General features: G+C 38.5%; 19 protein-coding genes. 10 read left to right on the plus strand and 9 right to left on the minus strand.

Annotation, left to right across the window (positions count from 1 at the left end; genetic code table 11):
• Positions 1-87: 87 nt before the first annotated feature.
• Positions 88-615 carry an NUMOD4 domain-containing protein gene (locus ACHWTJ_RS14840; RefSeq protein ID WP_294739349.1) on the plus strand — a complete coding sequence of 176 codons (528 nt, stop codon included), beginning with the start codon at positions 88-90 and terminating at the stop codon, positions 613-615.
• Positions 616-663: 48 nt separating this feature from the next.
• Here ACHWTJ_RS14840 and ACHWTJ_RS14845 read toward each other — a convergent pair whose 3' ends face one another.
• The gene (locus ACHWTJ_RS14845) at positions 664-2313 is read right to left on the minus strand and encodes a methyl-accepting chemotaxis protein (protein WP_294748539.1); all 1650 of its coding nucleotides are present in this window, start codon (positions 2311-2313) and stop codon (positions 664-666) included.
• 89 nt (positions 2314-2402) lie between these two features.
• Positions 2403-2579 (minus strand): hypothetical protein, encoded by a 177-nt coding sequence (locus ACHWTJ_RS14850; protein WP_167341066.1) that lies wholly within the window; start codon positions 2577-2579, stop codon positions 2403-2405.
• 145 nt (positions 2580-2724) lie between these two features.
• On the opposite strand from ACHWTJ_RS14850, the gene ACHWTJ_RS14855 reads away from it, so the two are divergent.
• Positions 2725-3816, plus strand: coding sequence for a GGDEF domain-containing protein (locus tag ACHWTJ_RS14855; RefSeq protein ID WP_394679939.1), 1092 nt, complete (start codon positions 2725-2727; stop codon positions 3814-3816).
• Between the two features lie 47 nt (positions 3817-3863).
• On the opposite strand, the gene ACHWTJ_RS14860 is transcribed toward ACHWTJ_RS14855, so the two are convergent.
• The 5 genes from ACHWTJ_RS14860 to ACHWTJ_RS14880 form a co-directional block, all read right to left on the minus strand.
• Positions 3864-4271, minus strand: a complete 408-nt coding sequence (locus ACHWTJ_RS14860; protein ID WP_294748550.1) for an NUDIX domain-containing protein — start codon at positions 4269-4271, stop codon at positions 3864-3866.
• A complete protein-coding gene (locus ACHWTJ_RS14865) occupies positions 4268-4918 on the minus strand; it encodes a Type 1 glutamine amidotransferase-like domain-containing protein (RefSeq protein ID WP_394679940.1) in 651 nt (216 codons plus the stop codon). The genes ACHWTJ_RS14860 and ACHWTJ_RS14865 overlap by 4 nt, the downstream gene beginning before the upstream one ends.
• A gap of 21 nt (positions 4919-4939) precedes the next feature.
• Positions 4940-7012 (minus strand): methyl-accepting chemotaxis protein, encoded by a 2073-nt coding sequence (locus ACHWTJ_RS14870; RefSeq protein ID WP_394679941.1) that lies wholly within the window; start codon positions 7010-7012, stop codon positions 4940-4942.
• Between the two features lie 79 nt (positions 7013-7091).
• On the minus strand, positions 7092-8123 hold the full coding sequence (locus tag ACHWTJ_RS14875) for an ABC transporter permease (RefSeq protein WP_394679942.1): 1032 nt from the start codon (positions 8121-8123) through the stop codon (positions 7092-7094).
• Positions 8116-8796 (minus strand): ATP-binding cassette domain-containing protein, encoded by a 681-nt coding sequence (locus tag ACHWTJ_RS14880; protein WP_394679943.1) that lies wholly within the window; start codon positions 8794-8796, stop codon positions 8116-8118. Before ACHWTJ_RS14880 ends, ACHWTJ_RS14875 begins: the two co-directional genes overlap by 8 nt.
• 260 nt (positions 8797-9056) lie before the next feature.
• Between ACHWTJ_RS14880 and ACHWTJ_RS14885 the strand changes: the two genes are divergently transcribed.
• Genes ACHWTJ_RS14885 through ACHWTJ_RS14895 form a run of 3 tightly spaced genes read left to right on the plus strand, consistent with a single transcriptional unit; the run spans position 9057 to position 9938 of the window.
• Positions 9057-9326 (plus strand): hypothetical protein, encoded by a 270-nt coding sequence (locus ACHWTJ_RS14885; RefSeq protein WP_394679944.1) that lies wholly within the window; start codon positions 9057-9059, stop codon positions 9324-9326.
• On the plus strand, positions 9323-9685 hold the full coding sequence (locus tag ACHWTJ_RS14890) for a hypothetical protein (protein WP_394679945.1): 363 nt from the start codon (positions 9323-9325) through the stop codon (positions 9683-9685). The genes ACHWTJ_RS14885 and ACHWTJ_RS14890 overlap by 4 nt, the downstream gene beginning before the upstream one ends.
• Positions 9675-9938 carry a hypothetical protein gene (locus ACHWTJ_RS14895; protein ID WP_394679946.1) on the plus strand — a complete coding sequence of 88 codons (264 nt, stop codon included), beginning with the start codon at positions 9675-9677 and terminating at the stop codon, positions 9936-9938. Before ACHWTJ_RS14890 ends, ACHWTJ_RS14895 begins: the two co-directional genes overlap by 11 nt.
• Before the next feature lie 33 nt (positions 9939-9971).
• Here the strand turns inward: ACHWTJ_RS14895 and ACHWTJ_RS14900 are convergent, their stop codons facing one another.
• Entirely contained in the window at positions 9972-10358 is a 387-nt protein-coding gene (locus tag ACHWTJ_RS14900; protein ID WP_394679947.1) for a RidA family protein, read from the minus strand.
• A 175-nt stretch (positions 10359-10533) separates the two neighbouring features.
• On the opposite strand from ACHWTJ_RS14900, the gene ACHWTJ_RS14905 reads away from it, so the two are divergent.
• The 5 genes from ACHWTJ_RS14905 (at position 10534) to ACHWTJ_RS14925 (ending at position 23428) form a co-directional block, all read left to right on the plus strand.
• The gene (locus tag ACHWTJ_RS14905) at positions 10534-12270 is read left to right on the plus strand and encodes a hypothetical protein (RefSeq protein WP_394679948.1); all 1737 of its coding nucleotides are present in this window, start codon (positions 10534-10536) and stop codon (positions 12268-12270) included.
• 33 nt (positions 12271-12303) lie between these two features.
• Positions 12304-13923, plus strand: coding sequence for a hypothetical protein (locus ACHWTJ_RS14910; protein WP_394679949.1), 1620 nt, complete (start codon positions 12304-12306; stop codon positions 13921-13923).
• A gap of 29 nt (positions 13924-13952) precedes the next feature.
• Complete coding sequence (locus tag ACHWTJ_RS14915) at positions 13953-19151, plus strand: FtsK/SpoIIIE domain-containing protein (RefSeq protein ID WP_394679950.1); 5199 nt, start codon at positions 13953-13955, stop codon at positions 19149-19151.
• Positions 19152-19214: 63 nt separating this feature from the next.
• Positions 19215-20081, plus strand: coding sequence for a DUF4007 family protein (locus tag ACHWTJ_RS14920; protein WP_394679951.1), 867 nt, complete (start codon positions 19215-19217; stop codon positions 20079-20081).
• On the plus strand, positions 20078-23428 hold the full coding sequence (locus ACHWTJ_RS14925; RefSeq protein ID WP_394679952.1) for a hypothetical protein: 3351 nt from the start codon (positions 20078-20080) through the stop codon (positions 23426-23428). The genes ACHWTJ_RS14920 and ACHWTJ_RS14925 overlap by 4 nt, the downstream gene beginning before the upstream one ends.
• A gap of 97 nt (positions 23429-23525) precedes the next feature.
• On the opposite strand, the gene ACHWTJ_RS14930 is transcribed toward ACHWTJ_RS14925, so the two are convergent.
• Positions 23526-24410 carry a phosphoadenosine phosphosulfate reductase family protein gene (locus ACHWTJ_RS14930; RefSeq protein ID WP_023466896.1) on the minus strand — a complete coding sequence of 295 codons (885 nt, stop codon included), beginning with the start codon at positions 24408-24410 and terminating at the stop codon, positions 23526-23528.
• Between the last annotated feature and the right edge of the window lies 1 nt (position 24411).

The raw sequence follows: 24411 nt of genomic DNA on the forward strand, positions 1-24411 counted from the left end.
CGAGTGACATCACTAGAACGTTTGTTCGTAATTTGATATAATTCAAGTATGAAGTCCCGTCGTGTCCTTGTCTGAAGGAGGACAACCATGCAAGAACAATGGAAAGCCGTCATCGGCTATGTAGGTATATATGAAGTCTCATCGCTAGGTCGCGTCAGGTCGCTCGACCGGACGATCGTGACGTGTCGCGGTGTTCGGCAACGACGAAAAGGTGTCTTGCTCCGTCCACGGCTCAATCGGGAAGGGTACCGGAAAGTCACGCTCTATCAACGTGGTCGAGGAGAGCGCGTGCAGGTCGGATTGCTTGTCGCACAAGCCTTTCTGACGAAAGACGTCACGGAAGCACGACTCGTCCGACGTAATGGTAAACGAATTGACGATCAGTTATCAAATTTAGAAATTCTGCCTTCGATTGATCAGCAGTATAACGAACTGCTTGGTGAGTTCGATCTCTTGTTAGGTCAACATGTGACGCTGTCACCGTTTCAGATTCGAACGATTCGCGCGCAGTACAAAAAAGGGGAAACAACCCGTCAATTGGCAGAGCAGTATCAGGTGACGGAGAACCGGATTCGCAACATTATCGATAAAAAGGAAGCACGTTACATTGGCTGAGCCCAGAATAAAGGAGCGTTTACCAGAGATGGTAAGCGCTCCTTTGATTTAAAACGATTGTTCGCCGGCACGAACGGTCTGTTGCAACGAACTGATGCGTGACTCGAGTACCGCACTATGTGTCTTCAGTTCCGTCTGCTGGTTGACGTGGTGTTGCATTTGATCACCGAGGACTTGGCTGTAAGAAGAGAGCTCCGACATCAACTGCTGAACGGACTGCAGATGTTCCTGCATGTTCGATTGAACGTGGGCGACGATTTGACGCTGTTGTTCGACGGTACCCAGTGTCGTCTCAATCGTCGTCGCTTCGGTCAACATTTGTTGCAAGTGTGCCATTGCCGTCTCGAGCTGTTGCGATGTTGAGAGAAAACGTTCAGTCATCTGCGCGATGGCTTGTTCGACTTGATCGAGTCCCGCCGTCCATGTCTGATTGACTTGACGGATGTGATCTGTACTCGTTCGGATATCGATTGCTAGTTTTTCGACTTCTTTGGCAACGACGGTGAAGCCACGACCGGCTTCTCCCGCACGGGTTGCCTCAATCAGCGCGTTCAGCGATAAACGGCGCGTCTCTTCAGCGACACGCTGGATGTGTGAAATTGAGATCTCCATCTGTTGCTGCAGATGTGAGGTCTGTTGCAAAATCTGCTCTGTCGTCGCGGATTGTTCCTTCAGTAACTGGCTTTCCTCTTGTAAGGTCTCAAGTGTCGTGTGATTCGTCTGAACAGTCTGTTGAAAACGGGTTACGGCATGTTGGCTGTTGAGGAGTGTCGTTTGCATCTCACTTAACGCATCGTGCCCTTGAGCAGTCAAACGTGTCGAGGCGACGATTGTTTGATCCATTTGCGACGATTGCGCAAGTAAAGAACCGGCGACTTCATCGACGGCTTGGACCGATTGATCCATCGCGGATAAGCGTGAGGAAAAGTGGGGCTGGACGGATTCGAGTTCCTGACTCGCTTGTTGCATCTCAGCCGTTAAATCTCCGATTTGTTGCATCAATTGATTGTATTGAAACGTCAGCTGTTGTAATTCAAAGGTCGTCGTCTTGAGCGTTAATGGACGATACGATCGCTTCGCATGCGCTTCTTCAATCTGTAAGGCGAGTTTCGATAGTGGGGCGAGTTGTCTTCTAATTCGTGAGCGAATCAAAAAGCTGATGCTAACAAGCGTAATCACGCTCACCCAGACGAGTGTCCAAGCTAAATCGCGAGCAGGAGCGATTAATTTATCACGATCGGTCGTTAGTAAAATGACGTCATCGAGTTCCGGAATCGTCATCGCGACAAGAAACTGATCTTGATTCGAAAAAGCATATGTACGCGCATTTTTTAAGTGCTGCAGTAGTTGTTTCCGTTTTGTCGGTTCGAGTGTCAACGGTCGGAACGCCTCACTCGTTTTCAGGCTTTGGAAACGAATCGAATAGTCGTCACGTGATAAGTCAGTTCGCTGTTGCTGTTGCAATCGTTTGATGGCACGCGAGCGGTCTGTCGCGTCATCCGGATACGCAAGAAACGTTGCCCGGACATTCGCGTCGAACATGGTTAACTCCCGCATCAGCCGTTCCTCAGTTGCTGCGACGGATTGTTGATACGATGCGTAAACGCTGAGACCGCTGATCACGATCAGCCCGATGGCAACGATCGGAATCAACCATCCATTTAGTTGTTGTGCTAATAATCGTTTTTTCATAAGCATAAAAAACATCTCCTCCCGTGTACCTATCGGAAGGAGATAAAGCAACATGTATGAAGGTGTTGTACGGCTTGTGTAAAGGTCTTGTGAATCTAATTCACGTAAACCGGAAGGACAGTCGCAAGATGTGTCATAAGTGCTTGTGTCTCTTCTTTTGGTTCAGATGTGACATAAATGATCAACGCAGCAGCAACGATGACGAAGATAGCGATAACGAGAATGATGAAGAATGGCATCTTACTTTTTCGTTTTTCGGCTTGACGGTCCATGAAAGATTCCCCCTCAATGATGTAGACGATAGACATATTTGTTTGATTCCCTCTCCTCTTGTTTGAAAACCTTGGAAAAAGAGGGGAATGTGTAATTTAGAGGGAATAGAGTAAACATCTGAAATGGAATGAGGAGGATGTGGTCGTGCTTACGTTGCTCAATTCATTGTTGTTGAACTTTTCCCTATTGATTGCGACATTGTTGTTCGCGTTTTTACCATTACGACGGATCGAGAGAATTTCGCCCAACTCCTCCTTACAAGTCCGACTCGTGATCGGTTGTATCGCCGGTGTGATTGGTGCACTGTTGATCTTTAACAGTATCTCCTATGACGTTGCAAAGATTGATTTGCGTCTCGTTGCGCTCGTCACGGCATATTTTTATGGAGGATTAGTGAGCGGTAGCATCACGATGTTGTTCATCATCGGTGCCCGATTTGCGGTGACACCAGCTGGCGAATACCAAGGATTGATTCTGACGACCTTGATCTGTGTCGCGTTACTTGTGACAGCGACGATTTATCGCCGGTTCGCTGCTCAACGGATGAAAGATTATCTCGTATTGCTTGGAACTGGTATTGCGTACAGCTTACCGGCGCTCTATTTATTGACGCATACGTTCGAACGGTTTTTAGAAATTGCGTTCGTTTATATCATCGTCATCATGATTGGTGGCTACGTCACCTATCGTTTCTTACAGGAACTAAGGAAGCACTTTTTGTTCGTACATACGCAACAGGAACTGGCTTTAAAGGATGGACTGACGCAACTCGGAAACCGCCGGAAACTCGATGAGACGTTAGCCGAGTACGCTCAGAACGGAACGGTCTTTTCCGTCCTCATTCTCGATCTCGATCATTTTAAATCAATCAACGATACATACGGTCATGAAGGGGGTGACGTCGTCTTACGACAACTCAGTCATCTCTTACAATCGTATTGTCCGGAACAGGGCGTCGTCGGTCGGTACGGTGGTGAAGAGTTTGTCTTACTATTGCCGGACGTACCACTTCGACAAGCGGAACGACTGGGGGAACGGATTCGCTCTGCCTGCGCCGATCAACACTTCGTTTATAAGGAGCATCCTGTGTTTCATATCACGTTATCGCTAGGGGCTGCTTCATCCGATCAAGCATCGACTGTATTTGAGACCGTCCAGAAAGCGGACTTAGCATTGTATGAAGCCAAACAAACCGGTCGGAATCGCGTCGTCTGTTACCGAGATCCTTTACTGTAAATAAAAATTGCCCCGCTCGACCAAATGGTCAGGCGGGGCAGTTGTGTTTAGCGATGCAGTAACGAAAATACATCATGACGTTCAAAATCAGCTAAGATATTCGGTGCGATCAACTGACGGATCGTTGTTTCGTCCGCCCAGAGATACGCGTCGTGTTCCACTGATAATTGAACGTCCGTTTGATGCGTCGAACAGACGTACATCAAGAGAACGATTTGCCGATCGGGATGCGTCAGGAAGCTCGAAGCATAGAGCAGACGCTCTGGCGTAACTGTCAACTGTGTCTCTTCTTTTATCTCGCGAACGAGACTATCGAGCGGCAGTTCACCGAAGTCAATCTTGCCACCCGGGCATTCCCACGTCCCACCACCGAAGTCAGCAGCAGCGCGGCGAACGATCAGGAGACGTTGCTCGTGAATGATGATGCCTTTGACGGCAGGAACGATCGCTGTCATCTGACGGGACTCCGCGACAATACGACGGGATCGGTTCCTTCTGTTTCGACGAGGTGTTGATCGCGTAGATAGATTCCGCTCTCGTCAGCAAGCCCGAAAGCACTGTCTGTGCTTTCTTCCGTAAAGGATTGCGTGAGATGGGCAGCTTCGCCCCACGTCTCGTAATGGACACAGATGACCGCGTCGTTCAGTAAGGCAAGACCAGGCAAGCGAAGACGTTGATTGTCGCGTTGGTCGATCTCCGGAATGATACACCGTTCGGGCGAAATGAGGGCACCGGCTGAAAAGCCGGCGACCGGAACACCATCTACGAAACGCGACTGAATGATGTCACCGATCGGTGTACCGACCAAGTATTGCTGATATAATTCGGTCTCACCACCGGAGATGATGATGCCTTGACACTGCTTCAGTTGCGCGAGTTGTCCGTCTGTTGGTGCGTCAGATAGTGGCAGATGGACGAAAGACGAGATGCCATCTTCCTGTAACGGCTTCGTATAAATCGAAGCGTAACTCGTCCAGTCTTTACCGATCCGCGGAACGTATAGAATCGCGACCGGTCCACCGTTCGTTAATGTAGCAAATCGTGTTCGTAAGTTCGGTGTAAAAGGAGGACCGCCTCCAAAGAGGAATAAGTGAGTCGGCATGAGGCATGTCTCCTTTCAAGTTTAATCCAGTGTATAGCGGTTGATCGTCTCGTGCAACTCACGAGAGAGCGTATAAATCTCTTCCGTCAGCGTATGGACGACATCCATTCGTTCGCTGAAAGCGAGTGATTGCTCGGATGCGTGTTGGTTGTCTTGGGCGCTGGAAATGATTCCGGCGCGTAACTGTTCGGCTTGAGCGACGAGGTGGGAAGCGGTCGATAAGACATCCCGGTTCGTTTCAGAAAGGGCGGCCATATCAACGGTGACCCCTTTGGACTGGGTGACGATTGAATCAAAAGATTGCGTCGCTTCCGTCACGCGAACGACACCGTCTTGAACGGCAACAGTTCCGCGTGCCATGGCGTCTTCGAGTTGTTTTGTCTCCAGTTGGATCGAATCAATTGTTTCCTGGACACGAACCATTGACTGTTTCGATTGGTTGGCAAGATTCTGAATCTCACGCGCAACGACGACGAATCCTTTGCCTTGTTCCCCAGCACGCGCCGCTTCGATCGAAGCGTTTAATGAGAGAAGGTTCGTTTCATTGGCGATCGACTCGATGATGCTGATGATCTCTAAGATATTCTCGGAAGCGATTTGGACGCGACGTGATTTATCGGCCGCCTCGTCAATCGCATTTTGAATCGATTGCATCTGCTCCGTGACCGCATGGAGATCCGAACGTCCGGTCGTCGCAAGATTTTCTGAACGACTAGCGCTATCGACGACAAGTGCCGACGTTTGCGCGTTCTGCTCAATCGTCGCTGTCAGAGATTGCAAGGACGCTGTATGCCCATCAAATGCGCCAGATTGTTGCTGGGCGGTTGCGGCAATTCCAGTCATTGCTGTTGCCATCTCTTTTGTTCCGTGTCCGGTCTCTTCGGCTTCAACGACGAGCTCAGCGAGAGAGTCATCAATCGTCCGTGACATTGCATCGACTCGCTGTACCAAATTGATTAAAGAGAGGCGCATTGTCTCGAATAAACGGGAGAGCTGTCCAATTTCATCACGTGACGTCGCAACGACCGGTTGTGATAAATCGTGTTCGGCAATCGCGCCCGCACTATGCAGTAACGCGCGAATTGGTCGGACGAGCGTGCGTGTGAAGAGGATCGCAGCAAGTGCTACGAAGGCAATTAATGCCACTAACGCAATCAATAGTTTTTGGACGAAATCAGATAAGGAAGCAAATACTTCTTCCGTATGGACTTCTGTGATGAGTCCCCAATTGAGACCAGCGATTTGCAGCGGCGTAAACGCGGTCACGACGTCATGACCGTCTGTATCGGTTGTTTCCATCGTCTTCGTCTGACCGGCAATGACTTGTTTGACTGGCGTCGACTGAATCCGTTTTTCACCAACTTCGGTCTGTTTCGTCGCTCGGAAATCAGATCGCAGACGTTGATCGGCACCGACAAGATAGGATTCGCCTGTCTTGCCGAGACCGGCCGTTGATTTCATAATCTGATTGATCCGGTCACCGGCGAGCTGAAGCGCAAGAACTCCACGTGGTTTATTCGTCTTTGGATCGACATAGGGAATCGCAAAGAAAGCAGCTGGAGCTTTTGACGGTTCGTAATACGCATAATCAGCGATGACGCCTGTTTGTTTCGTCAAGGCGTCCTGATACGCTTTTCCGAGCCCAGACGATTTGAGATCACCAGTGACGACATTCTGACCGAGGTCCGCTTCCTTGAACGCCGTATAGACGACATTCCCATCCGGATCAATGAAGAAGACATCATAGAAGCCGAACTGTTCGATGTACTGATTGAAATACGTATCGAATTTTTTGGCTTCTTGTTGGTAGGCGTCGTTTGCCAGTCCACCGTCCGCAAACTGTTTCGTTAAGGGAGCGAATGCTTGCTGGACTTGTTCGTTCTCTGCTAAAGCTTCGAGATTTAAGAACTTCTCATCGATATGTTGTGTGACAGTCGCTTTTTTAGCATCACGAATCGCCTCAAGTTTCGCGTAAGCTTCGTCCGTTAAGGCACTCTTCGTTTCAACATACAAAAACGAACCGATCAAGACGATCGGTACGATTGCAAGACCGAGGAAAGCGAGTAACATTTTCGGATACAGACCCCACTTCATACGCATACACTCCGTTCGTTTTAGGTTACCTTTAGTGTACGAAAGGAATACGAGAAGAGATATCGGATTTCCATATCTTTTAAATGACTTTATTTTCCGCAGAAGCTGTAATACGAGAGTCAACGAGCCGATAGAAGCGCTGCTGTCTAAACCACAGGGCGTGTTGTTTTACTTCTTGATATAGGACGAACAGAACAAAGGCAATGACGAGACCACGTCCGATCCATGGTAAGACGAGAAGACCATAGTTCATTGCAGCGAACAGCTGGAGTAAAAAGCGGCGCTTGCTCGGATCCCGTAGATACGTGATCAGTGGGAGTTGCTGGTGTGTCTGCTTGAATAATCGCAGATGAAGAAACGGACGCTTTCGGTGAAACGGCTTCGGTAAGGCACCGTTCAATTCAAGGACGGTCGCCGATAAACTCGACTGTCGTTTCGTTGACAACAGGATATCCTCCGTTAATCCGTCCTCACGCCGTGACCAGTGCCGGACATGAAGGGATCCGAACAGCACCACACACAGTGCAAAGACGAAGAGGACAGGGTGTGGTTGAAGCCAAAGCAGGAGTAACAGAGTGATGCGTCCGGTTGCCAGGACGAGGTGACCGCTCCATTTCCGCAAGAACCGTTGCCCAGATAGCCGGTATGTCCAAAAGCTAAAGAACGGTTGGAGCAAAGAGAGCGCAAGACTAATCAGCAGTACTGTGATACTAGACTGGTCAAACCGGATGCTATGTAAGGGAAAACAGATTAGATGTAATCCGGCAGTCAATAGAAAAATCCGCATGAAGTGATACCGAACGGAATACCACTTCATTCGAACGATTGCTCCAGGAACCGGTTTGAAGAAGAGGCGATCTGCTGGTTCGAAACAGGCGTAAAAGGCGGGCAGGAATCCATACAGAATCCATCCGAGTAAAATCCAAGCGACCGGAACCGTTTGAACCCAGTCCGCTTGACCATTTAAGATTTGAATCGCTTCATAGATGATGAACAGACCGACCGGAACGACGAGATACAGCAAAATCGTCCAGTCGAAGATTTCTCGGAACAAGCGACGCTGTTCCGCATGCCGTCGACGGATCCGTTGCTTCAAAAAGGTTTCAATCATGCTCGAGCACCATCGCTTCCATGATGTCGAACAAGCGGGCACCAGGATGACCAGAGGCTTCACCGATTTGAGCGAGTGTTCCTTGATGTTTGATGCGCCCTAGATCAATCCAGACGAAGTCGTCACACAGACGTTCTGCGGAATCGAGGACATGAGTGACGAGCAGAATCGCTACGCCGCGCGTTCGTTCTAATTCGAGTAAATGCAACAATCGAATCGTCGCGACCGCGTCGAGACCAACGAACGGTTCATCGATGATCAGGCAGTCCGCGCGTTGCATCAAAGCGCAGACGAGCATCACTTTCTGTTTCATTCCTTTAGAGAAAGAAGATACATAGTCACCCGTGACAGCATGCAGTTCGAACGTCTTTAAGAGTCGTTCTGTATAGGCATGATCCGTCTCGTGAAGCGAAGCGACCAGCTCAAGATGCTCGGCGAGCGTCAAATATTCGTAATAGATCGGCTGCTCCGGAATATAGGCGAGTGAGACCGGTAAATCGATCTCTCCTTCGACCCAAGGTAGCGTACCGAACATCGCTTGAATCGTCGTACTTTTTCCCGCACCGTTCGTACCGATCAAACCGGTGATGGATCCAGGGTGTAAGGAAAACGTGATCTCTTGTAAGACGGGCTGACCGACGTCATAACCGGCTTGTTGAATGGATACATGCATGTGAAACATCTCCTTTCACTACATCTACTGATAGAAGAAGAAAAATGTTTCACAGCAACAGAAATCAGTAGAACCATAGTAAAAAATGTAACAGGTTGAAAATAATAAATGGAGTATACTGGGAACATCAAATTTAGAGGATGATTATGATGGAGACAGTAAAACGGGTCTATTACCGCGAGTCTGGAAGGGGAATAGGACAGACGTTTTGGTGGAACCGTGCAAGTCAAACGGTTCGAGCATAAGATGAAGAAAATCGATTGACGACACCCGGAGAACGTATACTGACACAAGACGATCTAGCGTTCATGGATACGTGGATGAAGAAGTATGATCTAGTAGCGTGGGAGACGTATCCTGAGTCAGTGCATGAGATGCTAGACGGGACGGATTGGACGCTTGAAGTAACAACGAATAACCAAACCGTCTGTATCAGCAAGTCAAATGTCTATCCACCTGGATGGAGAAACATCCGTGACGCGTTGTATCGTTTTTTCACATCACAAGCGAGTCAGGAGGGGCAGCGATGAAACGAACATGGTTGTATGTGATTCCCTTTGCTTGGTTTGGACCCTATTTTGATTGGAAAGAAGGTTCACTTCTAGGCTATGCCTTATTTTTGTTTGGACTCGGTGCTCTATCGTATTCACTTGCGCGGAGTGGGGAACCGAAATATATCGTCATCGGCAATCTAGTTTCGTTTGCGATTTCATACGGGATCGCGCTCAGCGTAGGGAGAGGATATGGCGAAGGGTACTTCAATCCATTGACGGTCAGTCAACTAGTGATCGGAGTAAGTATCTTGAATCTGGTTGTACAAATACCGATCGTAATGCATGCGATTCGAAACAAAGTGATGAAAAAGGAGTTAGAAGGATATGACGGATGAGAGCCAACAGTTACTTGATGTAATTCAACGAATCCTAGAACGGCAATCGCCACTCGACTTAGTTGATATCTACCAGCGCGTCAGACAAACAGAACATTTGGATCTATCACGGTTTACATCAGAAGCAGGACTCGAGGCACGCGTTCGGAAATTGATCTACCTACATGCGAGTGAGTGTGAATTGTACCGGGGAGAGCAGGACCTCTTTTACAGCGAGACGGGAAAAGGAACTGGGCGCTGGGGATTGCGATAAAAAACGCTACGCAACGAGTGCGTAGCGATCAGATCACATGAGTCCTAAAATCTCGACTTCAACTAAAGCACCTTTTGGTAGTTCCTTCACAGCGATACAAGACCGAGCCGGGAAGTGATTGTGCGGTGCGAAGTAATCGGAGTAAATCGTATTAAAAGCAGCGAAGTGTTCCATGCTCGTTAAGTAGCATGTCGTCTTGACGACGCGGTCAGGTGTCAGTCCTGCTTCTTTCAGGATGGCATCGACGTTTCGCATGACTTGTTCCGTCTGTTCCGTGATACCACCTGGTACGAGTTCACCGGTTGCCGGATCAATCGGGATTTGACCGGAAGCATAGAGTGTACCTTTCGCGATAAAGCCTTGCGAGTAAGGGCCGATTGCAGCGGGAGCGTTAGAAGTTTCGATTTTCAAAAATGACATGTCGTTATTTCTCTCCATTCTTATAATAATTTTTACTCTAAAGTAAATTAAAAGATATAACTTAAAATCACTTTTATTATAATTATTAACAATACAATATGAATAAAAAACCATAAATGATATAATTTATTAGGGAAGTTGTTACAAATAATTATGTGATTAAGGAGAAATTATAATGCAAAATCAGGTCAATCCTTTTGTTTCATTTATGCATCAATATGATTTAACCACAGCAGACTACTCTAAAATCTTTGATGAACATACTAAGAAAATTGAATACAGCATTGATACAAATGTTAATAAGAAAATTATTGAGGAGCTTTCAACATCTCCTCGCTCTATCATCATAACAGGTAATGCTGGAGATGGAAAAACCAGAATTTGTAGAAACGTATATGATCAATTAGTTGAAGAAGAATTTAAAGGGTGGCCAGAATCTGGTATAGCAGAAATTTCATATAAAAATTATAAAATTCGAATAATAAAAGACTTATCGGAATTAAAAAATGAAGTTATCGTTGAAGAATTAAAAAAATTGCAAGATTCACTAGAAAATGATGAGTCAAAAGTATATTTCCTCATTGCAGCTAATGAAGGGAAATTAACGCACACCCTTGTGAAATATCCTGAATTAAATAAATTAAAAAATGCTGTCACTCCTCAATTTATATCAAACAATAAAGAACTAGAAATGACGAAAGAAGTCAAAGTTTATAATTTGTTATACGCATCATCGTCGATTTATGCAAAAAAAATCGTAGAAGGATGGAATGAAGAACAAAATTGGAGTATTTGTAGTGACTGTGCTAGTAAAAGTAAATGCATCATAAATAGAAATCATTTAGCTTTAAGTGATAAAACAACAAAAAATCGAATAATGCGTATGTATAAATCTTTAGATATGAATGGAAAGCATATGACAATGCGAGAGTTACTTATTCATTTAGCCTACACGCAAACAGGGGGAATGGCTTGTAAAGATATACATGAAGCTTCTGATAGTGAATCAATTCAAGGACTAGCCAAAAAATCATATTATGAGAACTTCTTTGGAAATAATCTTAGACCAGAAGTCTTCGAGGAAATTGGTGGTATTCAAGAATTTAAATCATTAGATCCTGGATACATTTCAGATTCTTTAATTGATGACTTTTTGCTTAATGGTGACTTAAGTAGTAACGAACAAATTAAAGATTCTCATCATACTTTGTTTGGTACAGATATCGATGTTGAGAATGGTGCTTATTACGAAGATATAAAAATGTATCGTTCAAATATACACGGTGATAATGTGAACGGTATTGAATTAATGAATAAATGGTTCCCAAGATTAAGAAGAAAATATTACTTTGAATCTCAAGATAATAAAAAGGTTGAAAAATTAATTTCTTATAGACACCGATATGATTTTATAAGCATTCTTCAAAAAGGAAAGATTGAGCATAATGTAAAGGTTAAGCTTATCGATGGATTAAATACATTCTTTGCAAAAAGAATGGTATATTCTCCCGCTCATCAGCTTTATGTATCTTCAGATAGTTTATTAGTCCATCAAATCATTGGATTAGCTCAAGTTGAATTTCATATTCAAGGTAAAAACGAAACAATAGATCAAATAAGTACAACATTAACGTTAAGCATACAAGGCATAGAACTAGCCATTAATTTAGTAACTTTTGAATATTTAATGCGCTTGAGTAACGGTGGCATGTTAAACGTTTTAAGAGAGCATGTAGAGATATTACTTAATAGTTTTCGAAATAGATTGATTTCGTTAAAAAAACAGGATGAAAATATTTTACAAATTTTAAAGTTCGATCGTACTCAAGGAGCATTTGTATTAGAGACCATTGAAATTAATGAAAGTGAAGGTACTGGTGGAGACACTGAACCTGAAGATGATGACATTTGAATCTAAGAAAAAGTGATTGAGAGGGTGTTAAAGATGCAAGAAGAAAGTACAAAATTTTCTAGCAAGATTAGTGCTGAAATATGGGGGCATCGTTTTAAAGATGGACAGCGTGGACCAGAGTATACTTTAGAATTTTTAAATGTATTTGCTGGAACAGGTTTCAATTTAGAGAAGAAGTATTATGACCGAAGAAAAATGATTGAATTTCGCCAGTTTGTCTATGAAGGAGAAAAGGAGGGTGCAAAAGGTCATACCGCAATTTTCGAAGAAAAGAAAAAAAATATAATTCGGGAGAAACTTAGAGTAAGTGAAAAACAATTAGAAGATTTACAAGTGTTCTTCAAAAATTTAACTATACCTCTAATGACACCGATGGGAAAACCGGTTGATCGCTCTTGGTACGCTCAAATGATGTATCCGCTCCATGAATCGTTGCTTTTTTCTGAAGTTCGTGTAAATAGAGATAAAAATAATACGAAAAATCTAACCATTAATTATGAACGTAATTTTTTTGCACGTGGTGGAGAACTGTACTTTTTAATGTTGCATTATGGAACACTAAATAACTCTGAACTAAGGATTAATATTGAAAAAAACATGAAAACTCTACTGTCTAGTTCTAGTGGAGTAATTGCTGTCATTAATCAAATAAACGAAGCATTTAGTGAGTATAGTACAGGGGATCAACCAGCACCACTAATCAAAGACGAAGAGTTATCAAACGTCATTACTAGCTGGGAAAGCAGTGAATACCCAACTTTACCAAATACAGATTTAGATCTATATAAAGAATTTGCCGAGGAACTTAATGCACTACTTATGCTAAATATTGATATTTATGAAATGTTTGATATTTTAACCTCGCTCATAACATTCCAACTTCATCGTTATATGATCTTTCAATCAGAACAAATAATTGGTGAAACGAGTAGTTACTTTATCGATTGCTTAGAAGGTCAAAATAAATCAATTAAATTTTTAGCACAAGATTCTTACCGAATTCACGAAACTATAGTAAGAGAAGCGTATAAAACTTTTGTAGAAGATCGAGTAGAGGAAGTATTTTCTGAAGCTAAAGCAGAAGAAAAAATTTATTTTTGGAGAAATAAATTTGACACCTCTGAAAAAGATAAAGTGAAAGGCTACTCTGAATTTTTTTCTGAATTAAATTTCAGTAGTCTTCAAGCAACAAAAAAGAAAAAACTTATAGAGGCATTAGAGACCAAAGATATTAATAATGCTAAAAAGTTACTTAGACTACGTATTGTAGAACTTTACATGGAGGATTTATCTAAAACACAAGTCCCCATTATGAAAACTTTAGCTCGTGATGGTCAGTTCATTGTCTCAGGAAAAGGATCTAAAGCTCGATACGTACTACATGATAATGTTTTAAGTGCTTTAGTATACGCAACTCTTAATGGTCAGAATAATTTACCCTATGATGATTTCTTAAATGAATTATTCCAAAAATATCGCATTATTATTGGAGAAGATGCTGCCAAAATTTCTGGTTTATATTCAAAAGAGGGAATTAATCTAACTCATTTTAGAAGTAATGAGAAAAAAATGAGACAAAAGTTAAAACAAAATGGACTACTTCAAGAATACTCAGATGCAACAGCATTAGTTACAAATCCTTATTATAATTGATGCAAAGTACTGGGAAGGAGCATTAAGCAATGATTGCAAAAATTACTCATAAAGAAAAGATAATAGGTAGTTGGATTGCACAACACCTACTTAATTATCTTAAAGATCATAAAAATAAAAATGCCGAAAAAGTACTAGTAAAGATAGAGGGAATAAACGAAGAATATTTTCCAGCTATTTTAAACGCTCTATTGGAAAATCAAACTCAACTCAAAAGTTTTTATGAACCATTAATACGGACTATAAAAAAAATTGAAGGTTACGATTCCTTTGTTCTAAATGAAAACGAAAATGGAGTATGGTTACGAAACAATGTAAAAACGAACGAAGCATTAATTTTATTAATGAATGAACGAACACCAGAAGCTCAAAGCTTAAAAGATATTGTTTCTATTGATGAAACTCAGTTGCTATCATCTGATGGATTTTTCAGTTTAGATCAATCTCTACGAGAAAAAGGGTATTTAGAACCACATCAGATAAAAGATTTACTCAAACTAATTGGAGCATATCAGCATAGAGGAGAACTTGATTTACAACTTTCGATGCTTATTGCCTATATTGAGAGTGTGTTACAGGAGAAAGAAATATCTAATGATACGTTTAAAGTGATTTTAGGAAAATCTCTACCTCATTTTCGGCTATTTAAAGACGAGCATTTAAAGTTTGAGTCGCTAGATGGTCTTCGTAGTCAGCTTAGAAAAAACTTTTTATTAAGTCACTTAAGAAAAACTTTAGTAAATTATTTAGATCCAGAGAAGTTGATGAAAAATGTAGATAATTTTATTGTCAATGAAGAAAAAAATAATTTTTCAAGTGAAGTTTGGAAAAGCTTTAATAACGATAAAGTATTGTTTTTAGAAAAAACAATGGAGTTTATTGAAAGACGAAACAACGATCTTTTAAATCTAATTTCATACAATGATGCAGAGCGCCTTTTCGGATTTAAAGTTTCTAATTCTTTAAAGGATAAATTGAATAATACAAGAGATATAATTCTAGATAATTTTGCAGAGAAGATTAGAGAAGCAAAAAGTATTGAAGAAGAGAGCAAGTTAAAGCAAGAAAAAATGGAAGCTGAAAGTCATTTTGACCGTGGTGTTGAAGCTGTAAATGCTAAAAATGATATTGAGGCGATTCGAGAATTTCGAGAAGAATATGAACAAGAACTTGAAAAAGAAAATATATTGAAAAAAATTATTAATATCGAAAATAAGCTTGAAAACCCATCTGAATATATTGATATTTTCGAAGCGATTTTATCTGAAAGTTTAGTGATGTTAGAGGAAATAGATCACGAAGAATTTAATGGTAATCTTAGCTTCGAAATTTCAATAGATCAAAATATAGAAGTTTCTGAAGAACAAGCCAGATTCTTTAATTTTCATCTAAAATCTTTATCAATGTTGTCTTCGAACATAATTGTTCTTTCAGAATTGAGGAACACCAATGAATCATCTAAAGAAATTGAAATAATCCCTGTTAGATTACGACTTTTAAAAAATGAAAATTCTATAGCGAAATCTATTGTCAAAATCGATGCTAGTAGATCATTAATTGAAACGAGTTTTTCAAAATTTATCAATCAAATTCAAGATGGATTTTTACAATCTATTATTACGAAAAAGGGTACGCCAATTGAAGAAGATCTTAAGGAGTATTTGAACGAACAACAAAATTACACTCTGATGTCTGATAAAAGATTGTTAGAACCCATCGAACAATTTAAAAACTATAATGCTGAATACACTAGTATTCTTAAATCTATTATCGAAGAAAATAGAGGAATTACTATTGAAGATTTAAACAGAGTAGCTGCCCTTAGCGAAGCATTTTTAAAATGTTCGGATCATGATGTAGATAGTGTCAGAAAAATATACTCACTATTAAATGAAATTGGAACGATAAAGGTTTTTGAAACTAAAAACGTTAAGCAAGTAGAAGTTGAACGTAAGATAGTATCTGTATTTAATCCTATTAGATTTATTGCTTACGGCTTTAAACTCATTCATTTTGGAAAATTACTCTCTAATATTTCTGATACGTCTGAACAACGTAATAAAATCCAAGATGTAGAAGATTTAAAGCAGTACAAAGAGTATTTACGAGGATCATTTACGAACTTAGCACCATCTTATTACGTATCTAGAGAAGGGAATCACCTATTTGCACAAGATGAACTATATGGTCAGGGAACATATATCGAAGGTGGAGAAATTGAGAGTGTATCTTCCCAAGCAACTTCTTTTGCGAAAGAAATTGAAAAAGTGGCAAACGATTATGTTCGAGTTTATCCGTATGCTGCGGACTGTTTAGATGTCTTATTCTTATATGTTACAAACTTGGAGTTTGTAAAAAAGAGTGTAGAACAAATCTTGAAAAATGATAGTTTAAAAAAGCTAAATATAACTATTCATAGTCCTGCGAGAGCTGCAATGCTTTATGATGAGATCAATCAATGGATTCAATCGCAAGAAGAATATATTAATGCTGTAGATTCGTTTAGTGAATTTCCTAGACTAGAAATCAACGTATTACCATTTAGCGATCCTAAAACACTTGAGGAAAAGTTAGATACGTCTATGTTGGACTTTGATTTAGCCGTGTTTATTGATTACTTTGGTCAAAGCGAAAACTTAAAAATTCCACATCAATTTTACTCGGAAAGCTATAAAGAATGTGAGCTTACGGATAAAAGTTGGGTCTTTTACGAAAATCGTGAATTTAAAGCGGTTAAAGAAGGTACTCGATTAATAAACTATGTTTCACCTAACCAGCCGAAATTGATGCAACAATTTTATAATATGCAAGCAATATTAAAAGATGGATTAGTGATCGAATCTAACAAAATTGGATTATTAAAAGGTAGACTATCTGTAACTCGTACAGAAACAAATACGTTATATAAACTTGCACATGAAAAGTTTAATTGGGTTGTCACTTATGATAGATTTATGGATCCTTTATTAATGAAACAAGTAGCCGAAGGTTCGAATATTATTCGTTATCATGTAAATCGATTAGGAAAAGAAGAAATTAAAGTTCTGGTTTCCTCTTCAGACTCGATTAGAAGATCGTCAAAAGCGGATATGGAAGTCAATTATTATCGTGATCGTCTCTACAGTAGATTAAAGGATCAGTTGAAAGTAAGTAGTATAGACGTACAGCAGGTCGATAACGCTCTTAAAGTTGTAAAAGAATTATCCGGTGGTTTAGTGCTAAGAGCATTAGGACCTGGAAAGTTTGTTAACGAGTTTTTGTCAGTATATTTAACTGTTCTACAAGACCAAAAGTCTGATGATACTGTAGTTTTATGGGACATGTGTGATGAATTAGAGTGGTTTAGAACTCGGCAAAAACGTCCGGATTTATTAAAAACAACTATTCAATATTCTCCTGAATCAGCAGTGTATAATGTTAAATTTGATTTAATTGAATTAAAGCTTATACAAGAAGAAAGCTATGTTAGCGAAGTAACTGATGCAAAAGTTCAGTTAATATCAGGTGAAAAGACATTGAAAAAGTACTTTAGAAGGTTTGATTCAACACTTGAAAGAAATCTGTATTTAAATTCATTTTTGCTTCATTTAGAAGATAAACGTGCTTATGAAGAATTTGAATTAGCGATACTTCATGAACTAAGAAATAACGAAAATATTCAAATTAATTTTGAATTTACAAAGTCAATTTATGCATACATTCATAATAAAAATATTGAATTTGAAGGTCGTTTAGAACTTTCACCTGGACATTATTATGAAAGACAAGACGAAAATGAAATAGCAGTAAATACTTTTACTAGATCATACATTTTATCGGAAATGAATGTTCCTGATCATGAAGTAAATAATGAAATACAGGCTGAAGAAGAATCTATATTAAAACAGGCCGCTATAACTAATGATGGTGAGTACTTTGATCACTATATCCATATAGATAATAGCGAACTTATTTCGGGTACAATTCCAAGTAATAAAGTTATTGATAAAGGTGACGCGTCGAATCAAGATAACCTGCGTATAAAAAATGAAGTAAAAGATATCGAATCAATTAAAGCTATCGATGAATCTCAATACCCAGAAGATCATGCATTAAAGAACGTTCAAGCTCCACAAACAGAATCATTTGATGAGGTATTGAAAAAATTAGGTGATAGTTATGCGGACACACTGCAAACTAAACTCCGAATAAATAATGTTCAGTTTACGGTGGAGCGAACTATCGTAGGTGCTAGCGTTATTCGAATTATTGGTAGAATTCCATCGGATCAAAGTATTACAGCAGTTGAAAAGAAAGCTAAAGATATGCCATTATGGCTGCATATTGATTCGCCGCCAACTATTTTTAGTGATCGAAATGGTATCAATATAGATATTAATCGTAATGATCCTGATACAATTTTCTTTTCACAATTTATGAAGTACGTTCGAAGAGATATCACACAAACAGACTTGAAGAATGGTTTTCTTGTGCCTATTGGACTTAACCCTTTAAATGAAGTAATGTCAGTTGATTTTAATGGAACAGAACCTCATATGTTAGTCGCTGGATCAACTGGAAGTGGAAAAAGTGTTAGTTTGAATTCGATTGTCATGTCTATGATGTGTCTATACACACCCGAAGAATTAAAGTTCGTATTTATAGATCCAAAACAAGTTGAATTCTCTATGTTTGAAGATGTTCAACATACTGATAAAGTATTATTAGATTTAATGGATTCTGCTGATTATTTAGATGTTATGATTATGGAAATGGAAAATCGTTATAGTAAATTTAAAGATGCTTATGCAAAAAATCTGAAAGAATACAATGAAGCTTTGATTGAAGAAAATAAATCATCAGAAGTTTTACCTCGTATTGTTATTGTTTTTGATGAATTTGCTGACTTCATGATGCAAGATAAAGAATTTGCACAACGTATCGAAACTGCTATTAAGAGAATCGGGCAAAAAGGACGGGCAGCAGGGATTCATATGATAGTTTGTACACAATCACCTAAAGCGGAGATTATTAATACTACTATCAAAAATAATTTGCTAGCACGTTTAGGATTAAAAGTAACAGACGCTGTTGCATCTAATGTTGTATTAGATACAAGCGGTGCCGAAAATTTAGCAGGTAAAGGTGACTATCTCTTAAAGAAAGATAGAGAACCAGTTAGAGGTAAGAGTCCTTATTTAGAACCACAGTCTTTACGAGCATTGATGAGGTTCTTTAAAAATAACTAAACTTACAAAGTAGCCAAGAGTAATCTGGCTACTTTGCTTTGTTAAAATTAAGGTGGGTTACAAATGGGTTTTGGACAACATCAAAGTTTTTACTTACGTCCGCAATGGTTATATAAAGGATTGACTGAAATTAAAAGCGATGCTCGCTTTTTTTATAATGATACTCATTTTGAACAACTAGGCTTAGGGAAAAACATGGCGAAATCAGCGAAATATTGGTTATTCTCAACCGGTCTCATGGAAGAGAAGCGGCAATCGGGAAAAACAGAACATCACCTTACTTCTTTAGGGGAATTAGTTGATAAATACGATAAATATATTCAACATCCTGTTACGAAAAGTATTTTACATTATACTCTAGCCTCTGATCCAAAAATTGCAACAAGTTGGTATTGGTTTTTTAATGTATTTAAAGAATCAATTTTCGATAAAGCGATACTGATAGAAACATTAGAAATCTGGGTTGGTCAGACATTAGAAAAATCAGTCTCTTCTAATTCACTAAAAAGAGATATTGATTGTCTCATTCAAATGTATAGCCCAAATAATCTTTCATCTACTCCTGAAGATGTTATTAAAAGTCCGTTTGAAGAATTAGGGTTGGTAAGTAATACAGTTAAGGGTACTTACAAAAAAACACCATTAGATACAGTATTTAAGTTTGAAGTACTTTTCATCACTTTTTTAATTTATATAGAAAGAAATGAACTCACTGAAGTGAGTCTTGATGAATTAATCGATGGTGAAAATCTATGGGGAAGAATTTTTAACCTTTCAAGATCTGAAATTGTTAACTGTCTAGAAGAGATGCAAAAAAGATATCCAATAATCTTTACTAGAACAAACCGTCTCGATGTAGTTAGAATTACTGCTACAACTAATTATTTAGATTATATGGAACGATTTTTTGAAAATGAGGTAGTGCTATGAAAAAGTTTCAACCTAGTATTAATGTAGTTTATGACACAGGAAAGTCCGAACTGTTTGATATGTTTGTCCCTAACAATGATCAGTTGGAAATTATGGAAAATATAATTTCAAGTCTATCTAAAAAAAGCTTAGTCAATTCGCATCTTATGATTGGTCCATATGGAGCAGGAAAATCAATGGTCGGGGCAATTACAGCTTCTTTAATAACAGCAAGAAAAAATAGTAAAGATGTAAAGTCGTTTTTATATAACGTGAGTGGTTTAAATAATAGTTTATCAGATAAAATTAAAGACAATTTATATGAGAATAATATTAAGTGGATTCCTATTACTATCACAGGTAAAAACGGACGGATTGACGAAATTATTTTAGAAGCTATTCAGTTAAAATTAAAGTCAGAAGGAATTGTTTTATCTCTTAAAGGAGATAGTGAGCAAATTCTTCACACCATTGAATTGTGGAAGAACGACTATAAAGATACGTATTTAAAATTGATAAATTTGTGTACATCTTTTGGGTGTACTATAGAAGAATTGATTGAAGGAATTACTATAAACGATGAAAGATTCATAGTGGAATTTAAAAAAATGTATGGAACTTTGACTTCTGGAGCTACATATATTTCAGAATCAAAAGCATCATTTGTTGAAAAAATTCAACACTTGACGAATCAATTATCTATAAAAAAAATGGGACTTTTTATTATTTATGATGAGTTTGGAAGATTTCTTCAAGGTGTAAACCAATCGTTGATTTTTCAAACTATGCAAGATTTACAAGATATCGCTGAATTTGCAAACAGGTCTTCTAACTTAGGCTTACTCTTCATTACTCATACAGGTCTTCGACAGTATTCAACAGAGAGTAATAATTTATCTAAAGAAGAATTAGAAAGAGTTGAAAAAAGATTTGAATCGCATCGCTTAGATAGTGATCCCTCTTTATTTTATAGAACAGCATTTAAAATACTTGAGATCGTTAAAGAAGATAATGCTCCAAACTTATTTTTGTTAAACGATATTGAAAAAATAAAAAACGATTTAAAAAAGTATAGTCTTTTTCCCGATATGGAAGTGTCTGAAGTTGAGAATTTCATTTTAGAAAAATGCCAACCTATACACCCATTAACAATTAGATTATTGCCTATTCTTTCAAATATGTTAGGACAAAATGATCGAACGTTATATACGTTTTTATCTCAATTTGATGAGAATGGTTTAGAGACTGATTGGTATTATGCAGATCAGTTGTTTAATTATTTCTATCCAGATGAATCTTCATTTTATCTAATTGATGATTTAAAGTATTATCGACTATCAATGAGTTACCAAATATCGAACGAAGCAAAAAGACTTGTAAAATTAATGACTTTATTGAATATATCTAATAGACCTTTTAAACTTTCTATAGATTTTTTATCCTTTGCACTAGGTATCAATGAGATAAAAATACGAGAAAGTATAGAAGAACTAAAAAAAATAAAGATAATAAGATATAATCCATTAGCTTCATCATATGAATTATATAGTGGATCTATACTTTCTTTAGAATCCTTAATAGAAGATTATTGCTCTAAAACAGTTATTAATGATGAATCTAGAATAAAATTTTTAAATAATTTTTTACCCAATAAATATTTTCTGCCTCATGAGTATAATAATGTTAAAAGTATGACACGCTTTGTTGAATCTCAATTTACCTGGGGAAACATTTTGAACTTAGATCTTTCGGTTGGTGATGGAACGCTACTGTATATGATCTATAGAAATGATCAAGAATTAAAAAATATCCGGGAGTTCGTAATAAATTCTAAAAGAAAAGATATTATAGTTTGCGTTACGAAGTTAAATACTAAAGATTTAATTATTAAATTAGATGAATTTATGATTTTAGATCTTCTACTCAATACTTCAGAACTACTTCAACAAGATGAGAATTTGGAAGCGGAAATTGTAATTCATTTAGAAAATATAAGATTCGAAATTGAAAAGCTCTTACGACCAATTAGACATTTTGAGACAGATAATTTAACTTGGTATATCAAAAATGACGTCGTTAAAATCGATTCAAAGAATTCACTTGAAAAGAAACTTTCGAAATGGATGTTCGACAGATTTCCTGCCACACCGGAAATTAGAAATGAAGGATTTAACAAAAGAAACGTTACTTCTATCCAAAAGAAAGCTGCTAAAAGTATCTTGTCTCAGCTACTTGCGCCTACATTTTCAGGTGATTTTGACATCCAAGGGTTTGGTCCGGATTATTTAATTTATGCAACTATGTTTAAAAATACAGGAATCGATACAAATAATTTAAGTCAAATAGCTGATGATAATCTGTTGGAGTTAAGGTACGATCTGCTTTCGCATCTCAAACAAAATAAGAGAGGGAAAATTGTCGATTTATATGATTTATTAAGACATGAACCCTATGGCATTAGAGAACCACTAATACCACTATTATTAATAGGTCTTTTAAAAGACGTTTGGCATCAGATGGCGTTTTACTCAAATGATTTTTATATTCATGAATTAAATGCAGATATGCTATATGATATTTTAGAATTAAGAGCAGATTTTTATGAATACGAACTATATGAATTATCTTCAGAAAACTTAATATTACTCAAAGATGTAAATACTACATTCTTTAATGGAACTTTATCAGAACAACCCGTTATAATTTTTACAGAGCTGATGCGATGGTTACGGAGCTTGCCAAGATATACTCAAGTAACCGACCAACTGACTGTTACTGAAAATCATTTCAAAGAGATTATTCGCCACAGTGAAACAGACCCACTTGCTTCAGTCAATAACCTTGCAAAAATCGTTAAAAGTGATTCTGATTTAAAAAAATTAAAATCTGGACTCGAAAACCATTTGAGTCTTATGATAAAGCGAATTAAAGAAGAAGTTCTTCTTAAAATGGAAGTTGAATCAAACAAAGATATTCATGGGTGGGCTGATAGAAATAAAGAACTTGTGTTAAGCAGTCCAATATTAGCTGGGTTTGTTTCAGAGTACGCTCAAAATAAAGATTGGCTAGCATATTTAATTGAAAAAATTGTTGGAGTGTCATTAAAAGACTGGTCAGATGTCACATATGATTCGTTTTGGATGAATTTCAAGCAGTTATTATTGACGAATCAAAATCAAAATGGATTAATCAAAATAGTGACTGATAATCAAACAGTTATGGAAATCAAAGAAGTTGAGCTTTCTGTTAAAGGGAAGACTATCTATAACAATGTAAGTAGGATAGTAAATGCTGGCAGTAGAACAATGTCAGATGATGAAATCCGTTTTGTTGTGTATAAGATTTTAAGTGAACTAGAATCTAAATAAAAATTACAGTTATTTAATGCTTAATGATTGTTTGTCGAATCCATCTATACAAAAAGGTAGCGGAATCTTATCCACTACCTTTTTGTATAGATTTTATTTATGAGAAAGAGCATACACAAGGAATTGTATCGTCTTTTTCACTTAAATATTTTTCGATTCCGTCTCTATCCATTAATTCTCGATATTCACGCAATGTAAATGGTCCACCGTTTCTCTTTAGAATAGAAACATCTTTCTCAAACTTACTACGGAAGCGTTCTTCCATAGCTTCTTGCTCGGCATATTGTTCGGGCCAGACATTATATAAAAGAGCGTAATGACCTAAGCCTCCTCGAACACATCGACCAGCGCAATTTGCATGAGAAAAGCCTAAACCATACATTCTCGGCAACGCAATTTTCCATTCGTCACGAATAATTTCTTTCGTATCAAGATCGCCTTTAAAAGTTTCAATCATAGGAAAGCGTGTTTCTATCGGTTCGATTGGATTGTGTTCGTAGAAATTTTGAAGGTTGATAGCTCGATGCTGCTCATGAGGACCAATACCGAAATAAAGGATTGGTTCAAGATTATGCTCATCACGAAGTTCTTCTAGATAAATCATTGTTTGACGAACCTTTAATTCCTCAGAACATTTAGCCATACGTGAATTACCCAAGAATTTAACATCGTGGAAAACTTCGTCAGGCGTTCTTCCATCTATTCGAGTAGTAATCTCCATACCGATATACTCTGCTACTTCATCCATGAATCGATAGTTATCGATATCTTCCCAAAGCGTGTCAGTGAAGAAAAGAACGCAATTTTCTTTGCCGTATTTCTGAACGATATGATAAGCAACATAGGCAGAAGATGCACCGCCACTAAACATTGCTACATGCACTGGTTTTCTACCAGATAATGAAGGAGTAGTACCTGCTTTTAATACACCTAGTGCTGATCGATCAGAGGTTTTTTGGGTCTTTACTTTATTCATATCCATC

This window comes from uncultured Exiguobacterium sp. (assembly GCF_964277885.1).
Taxonomy (GTDB): domain Bacteria; phylum Bacillota; class Bacilli; order Exiguobacteriales; family Exiguobacteriaceae; genus Exiguobacterium_A.